17 protein-coding genes and 1 pseudogene are annotated in these 16,920 nt (G+C 66.6%); 8 read left to right on the top strand and 10 right to left on the bottom strand.

Annotated elements, in window-relative coordinates:
• Positions 1–77: 77 nt before the first annotated feature.
• Positions 78–1,604, bottom strand: a complete 1,527-nt coding sequence (locus tag EDF56_RS13640) for an aldehyde dehydrogenase (NADP(+)) (protein ID WP_132388241.1) — start codon at positions 1,602–1,604, stop codon at positions 78–80.
• A 112-nt stretch (positions 1,605–1,716) separates the two neighbouring features.
• On the opposite strand from EDF56_RS13640, the gene EDF56_RS13635 reads away from it, so the two are divergent.
• Complete coding sequence (locus EDF56_RS13635) at positions 1,717–2,487, top strand: FadR/GntR family transcriptional regulator (protein WP_243652582.1); 771 nt, start codon at positions 1,717–1,719, stop codon at positions 2,485–2,487.
• A gap of 252 nt (positions 2,488–2,739) precedes the next feature.
• Here the strand turns inward: EDF56_RS13635 and EDF56_RS13630 are convergent, their stop codons facing one another.
• Positions 2,740–4,056: a sugar MFS transporter gene (locus tag EDF56_RS13630; protein ID WP_132388239.1), complete on the bottom strand. Its 1,317-nt coding sequence runs from the start codon at positions 4,054–4,056 to the stop codon at positions 2,740–2,742.
• 183 nt (positions 4,057–4,239) lie between these two features.
• Here EDF56_RS13630 and EDF56_RS13625 point away from each other — a divergent pair, with 183 nt between their 5' ends.
• From EDF56_RS13625 to EDF56_RS13615, 3 genes are all read left to right on the top strand, one after another.
• The gene (locus EDF56_RS13625; protein ID WP_132388603.1) at positions 4,240–5,382 is read left to right on the top strand and encodes an aldose epimerase family protein; all 1,143 of its coding nucleotides are present in this window, start codon (positions 4,240–4,242) and stop codon (positions 5,380–5,382) included.
• A gap of 21 nt (positions 5,383–5,403) precedes the next feature.
• Positions 5,404–7,200, top strand: a complete 1,797-nt coding sequence (locus EDF56_RS13620) for an IlvD/Edd family dehydratase (protein WP_132388237.1) — start codon at positions 5,404–5,406, stop codon at positions 7,198–7,200.
• A gap of 235 nt (positions 7,201–7,435) precedes the next feature.
• Positions 7,436–8,302 carry an SMP-30/gluconolactonase/LRE family protein gene (locus EDF56_RS13615; RefSeq protein ID WP_132388235.1) on the top strand — a complete coding sequence of 289 codons (867 nt, stop codon included), beginning with the start codon at positions 7,436–7,438 and terminating at the stop codon, positions 8,300–8,302.
• A gap of 302 nt (positions 8,303–8,604) precedes the next feature.
• Here EDF56_RS13615 and EDF56_RS13610 read toward each other — a convergent pair whose 3' ends face one another.
• The 8 genes and pseudogenes from EDF56_RS13610 to EDF56_RS13575 form a co-directional block, all read right to left on the bottom strand.
• Positions 8,605–9,384 carry a sigma-70 family RNA polymerase sigma factor gene (locus tag EDF56_RS13610; protein WP_132388233.1) on the bottom strand — a complete coding sequence of 260 codons (780 nt, stop codon included), beginning with the start codon at positions 9,382–9,384 and terminating at the stop codon, positions 8,605–8,607.
• A pseudogene (locus EDF56_RS13605) lies at positions 9,381–11,208 on the bottom strand (flagellar biosynthesis protein FlhA). Before EDF56_RS13605 ends, EDF56_RS13610 begins: the two are co-directional and overlap by 4 nt.
• A gap of 77 nt (positions 11,209–11,285) precedes the next feature.
• A complete protein-coding gene (locus tag EDF56_RS13600) occupies positions 11,286–12,191 on the bottom strand; it encodes a lytic transglycosylase domain-containing protein (RefSeq protein ID WP_243652581.1) in 906 nt (301 codons plus the stop codon).
• A gap of 70 nt (positions 12,192–12,261) precedes the next feature.
• The gene (locus tag EDF56_RS26375; RefSeq protein ID WP_243652580.1) at positions 12,262–12,414 is read right to left on the bottom strand and encodes a hypothetical protein; all 153 of its coding nucleotides are present in this window, start codon (positions 12,412–12,414) and stop codon (positions 12,262–12,264) included.
• 219 nt (positions 12,415–12,633) lie between these two features.
• On the bottom strand, positions 12,634–12,957 hold the full coding sequence (locus tag EDF56_RS13590; RefSeq protein ID WP_132388231.1) for a flagellar biosynthesis anti-sigma factor FlgM: 324 nt from the start codon (positions 12,955–12,957) through the stop codon (positions 12,634–12,636).
• A gap of 101 nt (positions 12,958–13,058) precedes the next feature.
• Positions 13,059–13,559, bottom strand: a complete 501-nt coding sequence (locus EDF56_RS13585) for a flagella basal body P-ring formation protein FlgA (RefSeq protein ID WP_132388229.1) — start codon at positions 13,557–13,559, stop codon at positions 13,059–13,061.
• Positions 13,556–14,059, bottom strand: coding sequence for a hypothetical protein (locus EDF56_RS13580; RefSeq protein WP_207904696.1), 504 nt, complete (start codon positions 14,057–14,059; stop codon positions 13,556–13,558). Before EDF56_RS13580 ends, EDF56_RS13585 begins: the two co-directional genes overlap by 4 nt.
• On the bottom strand, positions 14,056–14,772 hold the full coding sequence (locus tag EDF56_RS13575; RefSeq protein ID WP_243652579.1) for a MotA/TolQ/ExbB proton channel family protein: 717 nt from the start codon (positions 14,770–14,772) through the stop codon (positions 14,056–14,058). The genes EDF56_RS13580 and EDF56_RS13575 overlap by 4 nt, the downstream gene beginning before the upstream one ends.
• 196 nt (positions 14,773–14,968) lie before the next feature.
• On the opposite strand from EDF56_RS13575, the gene flgB reads away from it, so the two are divergent.
• The 4 genes from flgB to EDF56_RS13555 are packed head-to-tail and all read left to right on the top strand — an operon-like array spanning position 14,969 to position 16,917.
• Entirely contained in the window at positions 14,969–15,316 is a 348-nt protein-coding gene (gene flgB / locus EDF56_RS13570) for a flagellar basal body rod protein FlgB (RefSeq protein WP_132388227.1), read from the top strand.
• Between the two features lie 2 nt (positions 15,317–15,318).
• On the top strand, positions 15,319–15,732 hold the full coding sequence (gene flgC, locus EDF56_RS13565) for a flagellar basal body rod protein FlgC (RefSeq protein WP_132388225.1): 414 nt from the start codon (positions 15,319–15,321) through the stop codon (positions 15,730–15,732).
• Positions 15,729–16,079, top strand: a complete 351-nt coding sequence (locus EDF56_RS13560; RefSeq protein WP_132388223.1) for a flagellar hook capping FlgD N-terminal domain-containing protein — start codon at positions 15,729–15,731, stop codon at positions 16,077–16,079. Before flgC ends, EDF56_RS13560 begins: the two co-directional genes overlap by 4 nt.
• Positions 16,080–16,104: 25 nt before the next feature.
• Positions 16,105–16,917, top strand: a complete 813-nt coding sequence (locus tag EDF56_RS13555) for a flagellar hook-basal body complex protein (protein WP_132388221.1) — start codon at positions 16,105–16,107, stop codon at positions 16,915–16,917.
• The last annotated feature ends 3 nt before the right edge of the window (positions 16,918–16,920 follow it).

Here is a 16,920-nt window from a genome sequence, read left to right as displayed (position 1 = left end):
ATCTCTCCCGGGGCGTCTTAGCCCGATCCGCGGCGCGCCTTCTTGGGGGAGCGCGCCGCGGGGATTGGGTGGGCTGATTAGAGGGTAAGCGTGCCGTCGATCAGGCGGGGGGCGCCGTCACCGTAGGCTGCGTCGCGCAGTTCTGCCGGAAGCAGGCCCTGAGCGAAGTTCTGGTAGCTGACCGGCCGCAGGAAGCGGTCGATCGCAAGGCTGCCGACCGACGTGGTGCGCGGGTCGGAGGTCGAGGGGAACGGGCCGCCGTGCACCATCGCGTGGCACACTTCGACGCCGGTGGGCCAACCGTTGACGAGGATGCGGCCGACCTTGCGCTCCAGCACCGGCAGCAGGCGCGAAGCGGCGGCTTCGTCGGCTTCGTCCATGTGCAGGGTGGCGGTCAGCTGGCCTTCAAGACCTTCGAGCAGGCTGGCGAGTTCGGCTTCGTCCTTGCAGCGCACGACGATCGACGCAGCGCCGAACACTTCGTGGCCGATGGCCTTGTCGGCGAGGAACTGTGCAGCCGTGGTCTGGAACAGGATCGCACCGCCGGTGGTCTTGCTGCCTTCTTCGCCCTTGGCGATGGTCTCGACGCCCGCATTGCCTTCAAGCGCTTCCACGCCCTTGGCATAAGCGGCGGCGATGCCGGTGGTCAGCATGGTCTGCGGCTTGGCTTCCGACACGCCGCCGGTGGCGGCGGCAACGAATGCGTCCAGACCTTCACCCTCGACGGCCAGGATCAGGCCGGGGTTGGTGCAGAACTGGCCGGCGCCCATCGTCAGCGAACCGACGAACGCGGTGCCCAGCGCTTCGCCGCGCGCCTTCAGCGCTTCGGGAAGCAGCAGGACCGGGTTGATGCTCGACATTTCGGCATAGACCGGGATCGGCACTTCGCGGGCCTGCGCCAGCTTGGCGAGGGCGAGACCGCCACCGCGCGAGCCGGTGAAGCCGACGGCAGCGATGCGCGGATCCTGAACCAGCGCGGCGCCGAGTTCGTTCGACGGACCGACGAGGTGCTGGAACACGCCTTCGGGAAGGCCGGCATCCTTGACCGCTTTGGCGATCGCGGCGGCAATCAGGCTGCCGGTGATCGGGTGGGCCGGGTGGCCCTTGACCACGACCGGGCAACCGGCGGCGAGCGCCGAAGCGGTGTCACCACCGGCGGTCGAGAAGGCGAGCGGGAAGTTCGATGCGCCGAACACGGCGACCGGGCCGACCGGGATCATGCGCAGGCGCAGGTCGGGACGGGGCAGCGGAGCGCGGTCCGGCAGGGCGGGATCGATGCGCAGCTGCTGCCACTGGCCCTTGCGGACGACATCGGCGAACATGCGCAGCTGGCCCATGGTACGGCCACGCTCGCCCTCACCGCGCGCACGCGGCAGACCGCTCTCGGCCATGTAGGCTTCGATCAGCGGCTCACCGATGGCGAGGATCTCGTCAGCGATTCGCCCCAGGAACGAAGCGCGGGTTTCACGGTCGGTCGCACGATAGGTATCGAAGGCCGCGGCGGCTGCGGCGCAGGCGGCAGCGACATCGGCAGTGCCGTTCACGGCCAGCGGTTCGCCCTGGGGCTCACCGGTTGCGGCCACGATGGAACGGAATTCGGTCATTTGGGGTCTCCCTATTTACTCCGACATATTCCGAGCGCACAGGAAACGCAATGTTTGTCGTTCCTTCACGCTGAAAGGGCTGTTAGGTTCCTTTCGGGAGGTGCCTGTAACAGTGTCAGAAGCCAATTTCGTGAACGATGAAGAAAGTGCAAGGCCGGCCGACGAGGCCCGGGGTCCGGGCCGCCGCCTGCACGGTGCAATCGCCCATAAACTGGGAACGGCCATCTTGTCCGGCAAATATGCGCCCGGGGATATTCTTTCTGGTGAAGTTGCCTTCGCCGAGGAGCTCCAGGTGTCGCGGAGTGCCTATCGGGAAGCCATTCAGGTGCTCACGGCGAAGGGTCTGGTCGCAAGCCGTCCCAAGGCCGGAACGCGGGTCCTGCCAAGGGATCGCTGGAACCTGCTGGACCCCGAAGTGCTGGGCTGGGCTTTCGCGGGGGAGCCGGACATCGAGTTCGTGCGCAGCCTGTTCGAGCTGCGCGCCATCGTCGAGCCCGCCGCTGCCCGCCTTGCCGCGCAGCGCCGTGACAAGAACGACCTCAAGGTGATGAAGGACGCGCTGGCGGCAATGCGCCGGCACACCCTCACCACCGAGGCCGGACGTGCGGCGGACCGCGATTTCCACAACGCGATTCTCCAGGCGACCCGCAACGACGCACTGCTGGTGCTCAGCGCCTCGATCGGGGCGGCGGTGAACTGGACCACCCAGTTCAAGCAGCGCGCCCGCGCTCTGCCCCGCAACCCGATTCCCGACCACGTGCGCGTCTACGACGCCATCGCGGCCGGAGACGCGGCTGGCGCGGCGGAAGCGATGAACGTGCTGGTCGATCTGGCGCTTGAGGATACGCGCAGCGCGATGGAGCTTCCGGTCGGAGGGGAGTGATTCTCTCCCTCACCATTCCGTCCCGATTCCACGCGCTCACAACATACACCCCGTCATCCCCGCGAAGGCGGGGATCCCGCTTCCCTTGGCGCATGACGCAAGGCAGCGGGGCCCCCGCCTTCGCGGGGGCGACGAAGTGATCGGCGTAAGGGGCGGTTTGGGACCGGAGCCAAGCCGGTCATTTACACCCAAAGCAAAAGGCCCCGGCGATCGCTCGCCGGGGCCTTTTCATTTATCGCTGAACGCGCCGCTTTATTCGGCAGGCTGCACAACCAGATCCGGTTCCGCATGCGTCGTCTTGCTACCCCACAGCGCATAGAACAGCACGTAGAGTTCGCAGACGGCGGTCAGCAGGAACGAGTTCTGCAAGCCGAAGGTGTCGGCAAGCCAGCCCTGAACGATCACCAGCGAGCCACCGGCAATCGCCATGACCAGCAGGCCCGAACCTTCCTCGGTCAGCGGACCAAGACCCTTGATGCCGAGCGTGAAGATGGTCGGGAACATGATCGAGTGGAACAGGCCCACGAGGATCAGCGACCACATGGCAACCGGGCCATGGGCGAAGACAGTGGTAATCATGACCAGGAACGCGCCAACCGAGAAGAAGGCAAGGACCTTCGAGGCGTCGAAGCGCTGCATGATCGCCGAACCGGCAAAACGGCCGACCATCATGCCGCCCCACAGGAAGGTCAGGTACTTGCCTGCCTGCTCATGGGTGAGATTGGCGATATCGGGCTGGCTGACGAAGTTCACGAAGAGATTGGCAACGCCGATCTCCGCGATCAGGTAGATGAAGATCGCCGGAACGCCGAACACGAGGTTGCGGTGGGCCCACAGCGAGAGGCTCTTGCGCTGGTCCTTGGCAACGCGCGAGTTCGCCGAGCCCATCGCGGGCAGCGGGAAGCGGGCGATGACGACGGCCAGAATCACCAGCACCACCGCGACAAGCGCGTAAGGCAGGATCACCGAGTGTGCGTCGGCAATGCGCTCGGCAGGGGTCAGCACAGTGCCGGCAACGGCCGTGCCGCTCTTCGAACGACCAAGGATCAGGTAGGCACCGAACATCGGCGCCAGCATGGTGCCCATCGAGTTCAGCGCCTGCACCAGATTGAGGCGCGACGAAGCGGTCTCGGGCTTGCCGACGACGGCGACATAGGGATTCGCTGCCACCTGAAGCAGGGTGATGCCGCTGGCGATCACGAAGAGCATGACCAGAGTCACGCCGTAGGACGGGATGCTGGCGGCCAGCATCATGCCCAGCGCGCCCGCCGCCATGATCAGCAGGCCGGTGACCAGCGACTTCTGGTAGCCGATCCGCTCGATCAGCTTGGCCGAGGGAATCGAGGCGAAGAAATAGGCGATGAACCACACCGATTCGATCAGCGTCGTCTGGGTGTAGTTGAGGTCGAACACGGCGCGCAGGTGCGGCAGCAGCGTGTTGTTGATGACCGTGATGAAGCCCCACATGAAGAACAGGCTGGCAAGCAGCGCAAGCGCGGGGCCGTAACGGACGCCCGCCTGCGGTGCATGAAGCACGGGGGCATCTCCAGATGAAACCACTGGGGGCATGTCTATCCTCTCATAACAGAACTGCCGGGTCCTGTGGCAAACCGGCTTGCGCTCTTTCTATTTGTCGGACTATATGCGCGGAACGTCGTCGTCAATGGGCCAAAGCACCGCCCAGGGCGCCGGAACACACCGAGATTCGTCCGTACATACAGAAACGAAATGGGAGCTAAGGGAATGAGGATTCTGCGCAAGGTATTTGTGACTTCCTCCGCGCTTTCTCTTGCTTGCGCCCTTCCGGGCGCGGCCTTCGCCGCCGATGCCTCGCAGGCTCCTGCCGGCACGCTTTCCAATGGCTCTGCCGTCACGGCGGTGACACTGAAGGCCGCCAACGGCATTTCGGCCACGATCCTCAGCTTCGGCGCCACGCTCTGGAAGCTGAACGCGCCCGATCGCGACGGCAAGGTTGCCGACGTGCTGCTGTCCTACGATGACCTTGCCAGCTTCGAGACGCACCCCAACTACTGGGGCGCGACCATCGGCCGCTATGGCAACCGCATCGCTAACGGCCAGTTCACGCTGGACGGCAAGACCTATCAGCTTCCGCAGAACGACCACGGCCAGTCGCTGCACGGCGGCGGCAAGGGCTTCGACGTCCAGAACTGGAAGGTCGAATCGGTCAAGTCCGGCCCGGTGGCGACCGCCGTGTTCTCGCTCGTCAGCCCTGACGGCGATGCCGGCTATCCCGGCACCGTGAAGGCCAAGGTGACCTACTCGCTGGACGAGCAGGGCAACCTCAAGATCGTGTTCGACGCCACGACCGACAAGCCGACCGTGCTCAACATGACCAACCACGCCATCTTCAACATGGCCGGTGAAGGCAGCCCGCGCGACGCGACCCAGGATCTCCTGACGATCCCGGCCAGCCACTACACGCCCGTCAGCGACAAGCTGATCCCGACCGGCGAACTGCGCGACGTTTCAGGCACCGTGTTCGACTTCCGCAAGGCCCGCCTTGTCGCCGAAGGCATCCGCGATGGCCGAGACGACCAGATCGTAAAGGGCCGCGGCTACGACCACAACTTCGCGCTCGACAAGGGCGTGACCAAGACCCCCGAACTGGCTGCCCGCCTCGAAGACCCGGTTTCGGGCCGCGTGCTGGAACTGCTCACCACCGAACCCGGCGTGCAGTTCTACTCCGGCAACTTCCTGGACGGCACCTTCATCGGCAAGAACGGCCACGTCTACCGCATGGGTGACGGCATCGCGCTGGAACCGCAGAAGTTCCCCGACGCTCCGAACCACCCCAATTTCGTCTCCACCCGCGTCGATCCCGGCAAGCCCTACCAGCATGTCATGATCTATCGCCTTTCCACGGCCTCGCGCTGATCGAACGAAACGAAACGCACCATGACCGACAAGACTCCCGCTAAGCTGCGCTCGCGCGCGTGGTTCGACAATCCCGACAACGTCGACATGACCTCGCTCTATCTGGAGCGGTACCTGAACTTCGGCCTCAGCCTTGAAGAGCTTCGCTCGGGCAAGCCGATCATCGGTATCGCCCAGACCGGCAGCGACCTGTCGCCCTGCAACCGCCACCACCTCGTGCTGGCCGAGCGCATCCGCGAAGGCATCCGCGAAGCCGGCGGCATCGCCATCGAATTCCCGGTCCACCCGATCCAGGAAACCGGCAAGCGCCCGACGGCGGGCCTCGACCGCAACCTTGCCTACCTCGGCCTGGTCGAAGCGATCTACGGCTACCCCCTTGACGGCGTGGTGCTGACCACCGGCTGCGACAAGACCACCCCGGCGCTGCTGATGGCAGCCGCTACCGTGAACATCCCGGCGATCGCGCTTTCGGTCGGCCCGATGCTCAACGGCTGGCACAAGGGCGAGCGTACCGGCTCGGGTACCATCGTGTGGAAGGGCCGCCAGATGATGGCGGCGGGCGAACTGGATGCGGACGGCTTCATCAAGCTCGTCGCTTCCTCGGCCCCGTCGACCGGCTACTGCAACACCATGGGCACGGCGACGACGATGAACTCGCTCGCCGAAGCGCTGGGCATGATGCTGCCGGGTTCGGCGGCGATCCCCGCGCCTTACCGTGACCGCCAGGAATGCGCCTACCACACCGGCAAGCGCATCGTCGACATGGTGCACGAGGATCTCAAGCCCTCGGACATCCTCACGCTCGACGCGTTCCATAACGCCATCGTCGTCAATGCCGCCATCGGCGGTTCGACCAATGCCCCGATCCACCTTGCCGCGATCGCCCGCCACATCGGCGTCGAACTGCCGCTGAAGGACTGGGAGACCTACGGTCACAAGATCCCGCTGCTGGTCAACCTCCAGCCCGCCGGCGAATACCTTGGCGAGGACTACTACCGCGCAGGCGGCGTGCCCGCCGTCGTCGCCCAGCTGATCGGCCAGGGGCTGATCAAGGAAGGCGCGATGACCGTCAATGGCAAGACCATGGGCGACAACTGCCGCGATGCCACCATCGAGGACGACCGCGTCATCAAGACCTTCGACCAGCCGCTGGTCGAAGAAGCGGGCTTCCTGGTCCTGTCGGGCAACCTGTTCGACGCCGCGATCATGAAGACCAGCGTGATCTCGGAAGAGTTCCGCAATCGCTACCTGTCGAACCCCAACGATCCGGAAGCCTTCGAAGGCCCGGCCGTGGTGTTCGACGGTCCGGAAGACTACCACCACCGCATCGACGATCCGGCCACCGGAATCACCCCCGACACGCTGATGTTCATGCGCGGCGCCGGCCCGATCGGTTATCCGGGCGCGGCCGAGGTCGTGAACATGCGTCCGCCCGCCTACCTCATCACCGAAGGCGTCAGCGCCCTGCCGTGCATCGGCGACGGCCGCCAGTCGGGCACCTCGGGCAGCCCCTCGATCCTCAACGCCAGCCCCGAAGCGGCGGCGATGGGTGGTCTGGCCCTGCTCGAAACTGGTGACCGCGTGCGCATGGACCTCAAGAAGGGCCGCGTCGACGTGCTGATCTCGGACGAGGAACTGGCCGCTCGCCGTGCGGCGCTGGAAGCCAAGGGCGGCTATGCCTACCCGGCTTCGCAGACCCCGTGGCAGGAGATCCAGCGTGCGGTCGTCGGCCAGCTCGACACCGGTGCGATCCTCGAAGGCGCGGAAAAGTACCAGCGTATCGCCCAGACCATGGGCCTTCCGCGCGATAATCACTGATCTGCATTACTGGGGTGTCCGGAACGATTTCCGGGCACCCCGCACTGCATTGCCCGGCCCCGAACTTCGCAGAATTTCAGGGCCAGGGCACGATTCCGGCTCACTCTCCCACCGGTCCCGGTCACCGAGTCTGCACGGCGTAAGCCGGGCTGGGGGCTGGTGGGGAAGTGGGCCGAAGTTGTATTCGAAACCCCGAAAATCACGACACTGACCGGCAATGGATGGGAGACCTGCGATGACGCTCTGGCGCAAGATCGAACGCGATGTCCGCGACACACTGGGCGAAGGCGCACTGTGGTGTGCACGCGACAATGCGTTCTACTGGGTCGACATCCTTGCCCCGGCCCTCAATCGCCTGAGCCTTTCGGACAACACGGTCACCCGCTGGGACATGCCCGCCCGCCTCGGCTGGGTTGCCGAGCGCGCGGAAGGCGGATTGATCGGCGGTTTTCAGGACGGCGTCGCCCATATCACGCTCGACCCGCTGACGATTTCCGAGCGTAACGATCCCGAGCCGCACCTGCCCGGCAACCGCATGAACGACGGCAAGGCCGACCGCCACGGCGCGATCTGGTGCGGCACGCTGGAAATGGCGGAAGAGAACGCGATCGGCACGCTCTATCGCCTCTCTTCCGAGGGCGAATGGCAGGTCATCGATTCGGGCTATACCGTGCCTAACGGTCCGGCCTTCTCGCCCTGCGGGCAGTGGCTCTACCATACCGATTCGGCGCTGCGGACGATCTATCGCTTCAAGCTCGACGCAAAGGGCGCCCCGGACAGCACCCATGACCGCGAGGAATTCATCCGCTTCTCGGAAGAGGACGGCTATCCGGACGGCATGACCACCGATGCCGAGGGTTTCCTCTGGGTCGCCCACTGGGACGGCGGCAAGATCACCCGCTTCGCGCCCGACGGCACGCGGGACCGCTCGATCGAGCTGCCTGCCCGGCGCATCACCAACATTGCCTTTGCCGGCAAGAACCTTGACCGCATGTTCGTGACTTCGGCGGCGAAGGGCCTGCCGGAATCGGAATTCGACGGCGCGCTGTTCGAAGTGGAATCGGGCGTGACGGGTAATCCGGCGGGTATCTATCTCGGCTGAGGCCGAACGAAGCCCTCCGAACCCAAGACAAACTGACCCAACACAACCTGACCCATAACACTCCGTCGTCCCCGCGCAGGCGGGGACCCCGCTTCCTTCTTGCTTGCGGCACGGAAGAACAAGCGGGACCCCCGCCTTCGCGGGGGCGACGAGGGAGGTCTGTGGTCTTGCCTTCTCGTAGTCCCCCCTTCGTCATTGCGAGCGTAGCGAAGCAATCCAGCGCGACGCAAACCGCCCATGGATTGCTTCGCTACGCTCGCAATGACGAACGATGTAAACAGGAGCGCAGGGCGTCCGGGCCGTCACAGAATATCCGCCACCCCCTCCAGACTTTCCCTGAGCTTCCCCAGCGCCTGCGCCTTCAACTGGTGCACGCGCGGGATGGAGACTTGCAGCACTTGCGCGATCTCGGCCAGGTTCAGTTCCTCCACGAAGTAGAGCTGCACCACCAGCCTCAGCCGCTCCGGCAGTTCGGCAATCGCCTCCACCACTGCCCCACGCAGTTCCTCGTCCGCGAGCAGTGTCAGACTGTCCGGCCGCTCATCCGCAAAAGCCATGTCGCGGTCCGAATAGGCCTCCTCGATCGAATCGAAACGCAGCGGCTGGCTGGAATCACGCAAGGCCGCGAGTTCGGCTTCATCCATCCCCATCGCCTCGGCCAGTTCATGGCCATGTGGCTCGCGGCCCAGTGTGCCGCGCAGATCGCGCTCCTTCTCGGCAAGCAGCCGCCGCCGCTCGCTCGCCCCGCGCGACATCGGCACGGTGCGCCGGATCAGGTCCACCATCGCCCCGCGCACGCGCATCTTGGCATAAGCGGCGAAGCCGTCCTCGGTCGGCCCCTGATGCTTCTGCGCGCATTCGGTGAGCGCCACGAGCCCGGACTGGATGAGATCCTCCACCTCGATACCCGGCCGGCCCGAGCCATGGACATGCCACGCCAGCCGCCGCACCATCGGCAGGAAGCGCCGCACCCGGTCCGCGACGTCGCCCTGATAGGCGCCCGCGATCCGGCCTCCCGCCGCGTTCTGGCCATAGGCGGCGTGAACGGTGCCCGATCCGAAGGCTCTCTGGTCCTGTTTCATGCGGCCATGCTTTCGGCTGGATCGTTGTCGGGATCGGGCAGCCCCGGCGCCGCGCGCTCGGGGCTTGCCGCGCCGACCACATCGATCACCTCGATCGGCTGGGTCGGCGGCAGTTCGGCGATGGAAAGGACAAGGCAGCCCGGCGCGCGCAGCCGCAGCAGTGCCGCCAGCGCCCGCCGCGCGCGCGGCTGCACCACGAGGGCGAGCGGAATGGCGCCGTTTCCGCGCGCAGCGGCCAGTGCCGCGATCCGCTCTCCGATCATCCGCGCGAGGTCCGGCTCGATCACCGGCTGCCCGGTGGAGGGATCGTGCATGCCCTGAATGATCGCGGTTTCGAGCCCTGCATCGAGCGTGAGCACCGGCAGCCGCTCGGTCGCCGGACAGACGCGCCCGACGATCAGCGCTCCCAGATCGGCGCGGACCAGATCGACCAGCTTGTCGTGCTCCAGCGTCTGCTGCACCGCGCGGCCAAGGCTGGCGAAAATCGGCAGCGGGTGGGAGATCGGGATGCCGTCCTCCAGCAGCGCCCGCAGCAGCCGTGTAAGCGCGGCGAGCGAGAGCGGCTGCGGATGCACCGTCTCCACCAGCCCCGCCGAATGGCGCTTGAGCGCGTCGACCAGCGTCTTGACCTCGTCCGGCCCGAGCAGGTCCTGCGGCCGTTCGGACAGCAACTGGTTGAGATGCGTGGCGATCACCGTGCCCGCGTCGACGGTCAGGAACCCCTCGGCGATGGCATGATCGCGCGAGGCGGGGTCGATCCACAGCGCCGGGCATCCGAAACTGGGATCGCGCGTCGCCTCGCCCCGCAGCGTGTGGTTCGCCCGCGCCTCTCCGGCGTCGATGGCCAGCACGCGGTCGGCCCGCACCACGGCGCCGCCCACGTTCACGCCGCCCAGCGTGACCCGGTACTCGTGCGGCGGCATGTCGAGCGCGTCACGCACGCGGAACTGCGGGATGATGAAGCCAAAGGACTGGCTGAGTTGCTTGCGCACGCCCGTCACGCGGCTGACCAGTGGCGATCCGCGCCGCTCGTCCACCAGTTGCACAAGGCCATAGCCCAGCTCGATCGTGACCAGCGTGTGGTCGGACACTTCCTCCAGATCGATGCGCGAAGGATCGGGCGGAACCGGGGCTTCCACTATCGGCACGGCGGCCATGGCCTGCCGCTTGCGCATCTTGTGCCAGATCCACAGCGCCAGCCCTGCTGCCGGCAGGAACACCGTCTGCGGCATCGCCGGGATCATGCCGATGGCGCCCAGCACCACCGCAACCGGCAGCCATGTCGCGGGCGAGGCGAACTGGCCGCCGATCTGGGCGGCAAGATCGCGCCCCTCGCCCAGTCGGTCGTCGGCGACGCGGGTGACGATCACGGCGGCGGGCCCGCGCTTCGTCGGCGGTGAGCAGTCCGGCGGCGAGATCGGCGTCGATGGCCATCTGCTTGCCGGGCAAGGCATCCAGCGTGAACCGGGCGGAGACTTCCGAAACGCGTCCCGCGCCCTTAGTCACCACCACCAGATTGATGATGATGAGGATCAGGAACACGAAGATGCCGACCGCGAAGTTGCCGCCGATCAGGAACTTGCCGAAGCTCTCGATTACTTTGCCGGCGGCTTCCTCGCCCTCGTGCCCGTGGACCAGCACCACGCGGGTGGAGGCGACATTGAGGGCAAGCCGCAGCAAGGTCGCGAACAGCAGGACCGAGGGGAAGGACGAGAAGTCCAGCGGACGCTGCGCGTTCATCGCCGCCATCAGCACTGCCAGCGACAGCGCGATGTTGAGCACGAAGGACACGTCGAGCACGAAAGCCGGAACCGGCACGATCATCAGCACGATAAGCGTGAGGATTCCCGCTGGCAGCGCCGCTGCCGCCGGATTGCCGAAGCGGGTCAGCAGGGTCCGGTTCACAGGCCGAGCCCCGCCAGCCGGGCATAGGCGGCGCGCACATTGGCTGGCGCGGCGGCTCCGGTAGCACCCAGCATGCTGTCGAGCGCCTGCGCCATCGAACCGCCGGTGGTTCCGGAGGGGGCTTGCGCCGCCCGGCGATGGAACTCGCGGGCGACAGGCCCCTGCGGCACGGAAGCCATGGCAGGTTCGGCCGCGACGGCGTCGTAGGCGATCCGGGGGCTGGCCGTGGCGGCCAGCGCGTCGAGCGAGAGCACGCCCGCCCCGCCGCTCATCGCCGTATCGACCTTGGCGCGCATCAGCGACATGACATCGCCAAGGCTCCGCGCACTGCTGCCCGAATAGAAGATCGTGGGATTGGCGGCGGCCGCACGCGGCAGCACCGAGGCGGCGCTGCGGGACGGATCGGCCGAAAGCGCCGAAAGGAATTGGCCCGCTCCGCCCACGCCGAGGAAATGGGCGAGATAGAGTTCGGTCGCATCAGGCTCGCGGCCCAGTTGCGCGGAGAGCCCGGCCTTGTTGTCGCTCGCCAGCTCGGCGGCCATCAGGGCCGAGGCGTTCGCGTCGTAGCGCAGCCCCATGACTTGCGCGCGCATGCCGGGGTCTGCCATTTGCCCCCCGGCGATAGCCTGCTGCACCCAGGCCATGCCGTGATCGGCGCCGTGCCGTCCAAGGGTCTGGAGCCAGGTGGCATCGGTGAACTGGAAAAGCCCGGTGGCGCTCGATGTCGCGGCGCGTGCGGTGGGATCGAGGCTCGATTCGAGCTTGGCTTGCGCGAGCAGGTAGCGGAAATCCACCCCCGTCGCTTGCGCGGCATGGGCGATGGCGGCCTGAACCCCTGCCCCGGTTCCGCTGCTTGCCGTCGCGCCCGCGCCACTGGCGCCCGCAACTTGTCCTTCGCTCAAAGTGTCGCTCCCGATCCGGATCGTTTCGGGAGAAGTTCAGCAAGAGCCGTGCCAGAAACTGGCCCGCGCCTCAGCCCCTGCGGGCGGCAAGGGCGTAATTCGACCCGGCGCGATAGAGGCGCGAACTGCCGGTCAGCACGTCAAGGCGCTTGGCGACATTGGCGGCTATGATGTTGCGAACCTGACGATTGACCTCGTTCAGGCGCTTCGCGGTTTCCAGCATGCCGCGGCACTCCTCGTCCAGTTCGGCAATCGAGGTGCCTTCGAGCGTGCCGCAGAGGCGGTCCTTGATCTGGGTCGCCCCGACGATCCCCTAGGTCCAGCCCGGCAAGCGCCTGCCGCTCGCCTTCGAGAACGGCAAGCATTTGCCGCAGCACGTCATGCAGTTCCGGGCGCGGTTCGGGTCCCGTGGTCGATCTGCCGGTCTGGCCGGTGCCTTGCGTCATTCTTGATGGCTCCTCAGCAGCACGCCGGCTGCAATCATGGCGTCGGCGATCTGCGTGGGGATCACCGGATATGTGCCGTTCTCCAGCGCCTTGCGGATCAGTTCCACGCGGTCGCTGTCGACCGGGATCTGCCCCGGATCGAGCGCCGCGGAGGCTTCGACCGCCGTGCTGGCGGCCGGCGCGGTGGACCGTGCCTCGCTCGATTCCGAACTGGCGACGACGCCGTTCGCGCCGGGCAATGTCTCACCGCCCGAGGTGCGGGCTAGCCTTGCACTGACGGCGCCGGTGGCGCCCGCAGGTCCCACTTCGATAGGTGGCATGATGCCGCTCCTTCCTGAATTCTGCCCTTGAGGACGGTGCGGCGCGAAAAGTTTTAAGGTCCCGGCAAGATTCCGGGAGGGAGGCAGCCGGATAGGCCCGATCAGGGCAGCGGCAGCGCCACGGTTCCGGGACTGACGATCTGGGCGCGCAGTTCCTGCGTGCGCGTCGATACCCCCGCGCCCGAGAGTGGCCGTACACGGATCCAGTCCCCCTCGGCCCCGCCTTCCAGCGCCATTCCGGGCTGGGTTACCGTGAAGCCTTCTCCCGAGACGGCGATGGCCACCGCGTCTCCGCGCTTGATGACGGGGGCCGCCGAAGCCGCTTCTGCCAGGGCCGCCGGGCGGCGAACCGGCACGAACAGCCGCCATCCCCCGGCATCGCCGCATTGGACCACCACGCTGTCCTGTCCCGTCCCGCGCCACGAAAGCGCAAGGCCGCTGAGGCAAGGGCTGAGCCGTAGCCTGCGGTCCACCGGAGTCAGCGCGCCTCCGATCTCGCCGGTACCGGCACCGGTGAAAGCCGCGACCTGACGGTCGATCGCATCGAGATCGGCAAACGAACCGGACGCGGCAGCGGCGAGAACAAGCAGGGCAAGGTTCATCTTGGCAAAGGTCCGTGGGTTGATGCTTGCCCGGATGGACGCAAACTTCGTGCCACGCTTTCGGACGGAGCTTGGAACGGAGCGGGTGGCGCGTCGAAAGCCAGCACCGCCCGCAGCGGTCCATCACCGGGTTCGACGACGATCCGCGCATGCTCAAGAGCCGGGTCGGGAGGGCCGCTGCGCAAGAGACGAGCGGCCGCTTCCAGCGCATCGGCCTGCCGGCCGGGCGCATAGGCGACCGTGATCGTCAGTTGCTGGCGCGGGTCGCGCGGCTGCTCGCCAAGCCAGCGGTCCAGCGGAGGAGCCCCCGGCGCATCGATGTAAACCGCCGTCGGCTCGGACCGGTCAGACGGCGCGACTTGCCGATGCGTAGGGGCGGGCCGATCGGATGGCCTCTGGTGCGCGGGCCGGTGCGTTACGGCGGCAGCCGTAATCATGAACAGGATCAGCGACAGATCCGCCAGCGATGTCTGCCAACTGGCGGCGGTGCGCGGGTTCATCGGGCGCCTTCCTCGTGCCGGTGCGGGCTGTGGTCCATCGCCGGGTGCGGCTCGCGCACGGCCGCCGCGCGGTGCGGCTTCAGGTTCGAGGGCAAGGCGTCCACCACTTGCCCCTCCAGCCAGTCCAGCACTTTCTGCCGCTCGTCCTCCTCCTCGGTCGCTCGGTGCGACACCATGCGGGCGAGCGGCGCGAACACCAGATTGCCCAGCAGCAGCCCATACAACGTGGTCAGCACCGCCAGCGAGATCACCCGCGTAAAATCGTCCATCGCCGCATCGCCGCCGGGCATCTGGGCCAGCGAGATCAGCGTCCCAGCAAGGCCGAACACCGGGGACAGGTCCGCCGCCTGATGGAGCCAGTGCACCGCGCGCTGGCTGACTGCGGTGCGGCGGTGCTGATGCGCGGCATGGGCGATGTTCAGCGCATCCAGCGAGCGACTGGCGATGAACAGGCTGGTCGCCTCGTCGAACTCCGGATCGCCCGAATCGAACGGCCGCGCGCGGATCACGCCGTCGCGCTGCATCTCCTGAATGTGGACGGCGAGCCCGGTCTTGGCCCGGGCCGCGCTGAAACGCCGCCGCAGCAGCCCGCGCAGCGCGGCGCCAGCGGCCCGCGTATCGGCAAGCCCGCAGCGCAGCACGGTGCCCAGCACCGTGCCGCCGACGACGATGACGGCACTGGTGCCGTCCAACAAGGTACGCGGATCGATCACGCGGTCCTTCTCCTCTTTACGGAAAGAACGGCGCGCGCGGCGGGCTTTCAGGCGGAGGCCGCGATTTGCGGATTTCCGGCAAGCGATTGCCGCCCGGACCTCACCGCCCCTGGCCGAACCCACCCAAACCGCGATTGGCACGCCCCTTGCTGTTCTCCCGGCAAGACAGCCTCACGTTCAATCGGAGCCAACCAAGATGTCGCAAGACCTGTTCGGGATTCATGCCGAGGCGCTGGAGCTTCGCTCCCGCCGCATGGGCCTGATCGCCTCGAACATCGCGAATGCCGCCACGCCCGGATACAAGGCGCGCGACATCGATTTCACCGCCGCGCTCAAGTCGGCCCAGCATGGCGGCGACATCGATGCCGCCGCCGACGACGCCACGCAGTACCGCGTGCCGGTCATGCCCTCGCTCGACGGCAATACCGTCGAGATGCAGAACGAGCAGGTCGCCTTCTCGGAAACCGCGGTGGGCTATTCGGCCACGCTCCAGTTCATCCACGCGCGTGTCGATACCGTCACCCGCGCGCTGAAGGGCGAATGACGATGTCGGGCAACCAGCCGCCGATGACGATGTTCACGCTCGCCCAGCGCGCCATGTCCGCGCAGCTCGTGCGGATGAACGCGGCGGCATCGAACCTTGCCAATGCCGGGTCGGTCTCGGGCAGCGAAAAGGCTTCCTACAAGCCGATCCGCCCGGTCTTTTCCGAGAATCTCGACAATGCCAGCGGCCTTGCCTCGGTCGATGTCCAGGGCATCCAGCGCGAGCAGGCCGCCGCCGTGCGCCAGCACGATCCGGGCCACCCGCTCGCCGATGCCAATGGCGACGTGTGGGTCGCCCCCGTCGACGAGAACGCCGAGATGGTCGAGATGCTCGATGCCTCTCGCCAGTACCAGAACCTGGTCGAGGCCCTCTCGACCGCCAAGCAGCTCATGCTCGACACCGTGAGGATGAAATGACCGTAACCAGCGTCAACTCCACCACCGCTTCGTCCGCCTCGACCGAGAAGGCGAAGACCTCGCTCTCCGATCTCGATCAGGGCGATTTCCTCAAGCTGATGCTCACCCAGATGCAGCAGCAGGACCCATTCAACCCGATGGATCAGACCCAGATGCTGGCCCAGATGGCGCAGTTCTCCACGCTCGCCTCGACGACGACGATGTCGGACACGCTGAGCACGATCTCGTCCAAGCTCGACACACTGGTGTCCGCCCAGACCGCTTCCCAGAACTCGCTCGCCGATCTGGTGGGCGCGGTGACGGGCACGTCCGACACCTCCGGAACCGACCAGACCACCACCGGCTGACCCCCTCTTCCCGCAGGAGACCCCGATGTCTTTCTACACCTCGATCACCGGGCTCAAGAACGCCCAGACCGATCTCAACGTCATCTCCAACAACATCGCCAATTCGGAAACCGACGGCTTCAAGAAGAGCAATGCCTCGTTCGCGGACATCGTCTCGGCCTCGGTCCTCAGCGATCCCAAGCTGACCGTGGGCATCGGCGCGCGCGTGTCCTCGATCAGCCAGGACTTCTCGCTCGGCCCGATCGAGCAGACCGGTTCGGGTCTGGATGTCGCGATCAACGGCGAGGGTTTCTTCACTGTCGTCTCGCCAACTTCGGGCGAGACTGAATATACCCGCGCCGGCTCGTTCTCGCCCGATGGCGACGGCTACATCAAGAACGCGCAGGACGCGCGGCTTCAGGTCTTCCCGGTAGACGCCACCGGCGCGATCAGCTCGACCACGTTGCAGGACGCCCAGATTCCCGCGACCAATGCCGCCGGTTCGGAATATGCGGGCGTCACGATCGGTTCGAACGGCCAAGTGGTGGCCACGTACGCGGACGGCACCAATACCACTGTCGGCGTGCTGGCGCTGGCCTCGTTCGTGGCACCCACCGGGCTCAAGCAGATGGGCGATGCCAGCTGGAAAGCCACCGGTGTCTCGGGCGCGGCGAGTTACGGCCAGCCCGGCGCGGGGCAGTACGGCTCGCTGCTGTCCGGTTCGATCGAACGATCCAACGTCGATCTGGCCGAGGAACTGGTTTCGCTGATTACCGCGCAGCGCGATTTCCAGGCCAATGCCAAGGCGATCGATACGGCGTCGCAGATCTCGCAGACGATCATCAACCTGCGGACCTGAAGC

The sequence above is a fragment of the Novosphingobium sp. PhB165 genome, from assembly GCF_004341845.1.
Taxonomy (GTDB): Bacteria; Pseudomonadota; Alphaproteobacteria; order Sphingomonadales; family Sphingomonadaceae; genus Novosphingobium.
This window is presented reverse-complemented; position numbering and strand designations above follow the sequence as displayed.